Genomic DNA, 1,114 nt, shown 5'->3' with positions numbered 1-1,114 from the left:
ACCGGCGTCAACGATGCGCCGGTGGTGTCGGCGGCGGTGACGGGAACAGGGACGGAGGACGGGGCCAAAGTCACGCTCAACGCGCTAACGAACGCCACGGACGTGGATCACAATACCGCCCTATCGGTAGTGTCGATTCCGTCCACCCTTCCGGCCGGCGTCACCTACGACGAGGCCACGCACAGCTTTGTCCTGGATCCGGCCAACGCTGCATACCAAACTCTGGCGCAGGGGGAGACGCAGACGGTCTCTGTCACATACGCGGTTTCGGACGGTATCGCCGCTCCGGTAGCTCAGAGCATCCTTTTTACGGTTATCGGGGTCAACGACGCGGCGGTTATTTCGGGCAACACCATTGGCGCAGTAGTTGAGGCGGGCGGTGTGGCTAACGCGATGCCGGGGACGCCGACGGCGACGGGCGCGCTGACCGCAATGGACGTGGACAGCGCCGCAACTTTCCAAGCGGTGTCAGCAGGTGCGGCGGCGACGTATGGCACCTACGCGGTGACATCGAGCGGCGTGTGGACCTACAATCTCAACAACGCAAACGCAGCGGTGCAGGCGCTTAACACCACATCGACGCCATTGACCGACATGTTCAAGGTTTTGACTGCAGATGGTACGGCGCAGTCCGTCACTGTCACGATCAACGGCGCCAACGACGCCGCGACGATCTCTGGCACGATCACAGGTTCGGTAACGGAGGCCGGCGGCGGTGCAACTGCACCGATGGTGGGCACGCCCAGCGCAACGGGAACGCTCACCGCAACGGACGTTGACAACCTCGCCGACACCTTCCAGCCGGTGACGACGGCCCAGACTACCGCGCACGGTACCTACACGGTGACAAAGGCTGGGGTGTGGACCTACAACCTCAACAACACCGATACTGTGGTTCAAGCATTAAATACCACCTCGACGCCACTGACAGACGCGTTCACGGTTCTGACTGCGGACGGCACGGCACAGGCGATCACCGTCACGATTAAGGGCACCAACGATGCGCCGGTGGCAATCGCTGACACCACCGCTCTACTCCAGCGGAAGACTGCAGATGGGAATGTGCTGACCAACGATCGCGACGTCGATAGCGGTGACACGCTCCAGGTTGGCC

Annotated in this window: 1 protein-coding gene; it reads left to right on the top strand. The window is 62.3% G+C overall.

Annotation, left to right across the window (positions count from 1 at the left end; genetic code table 11):
- Positions 1-1,114: VCBS domain-containing protein (locus MFF13_RS26070; protein WP_238273376.1), on the top strand; the 1,114-nt coding region annotated here is incomplete at both ends.

The organism is Methylobacterium cerastii (genome assembly GCF_022179125.1).
Lineage (GTDB): Bacteria > Pseudomonadota > Alphaproteobacteria > Rhizobiales > Beijerinckiaceae > Methylobacterium > Methylobacterium cerastii.
This window is presented reverse-complemented; position numbering and strand designations above follow the sequence as displayed.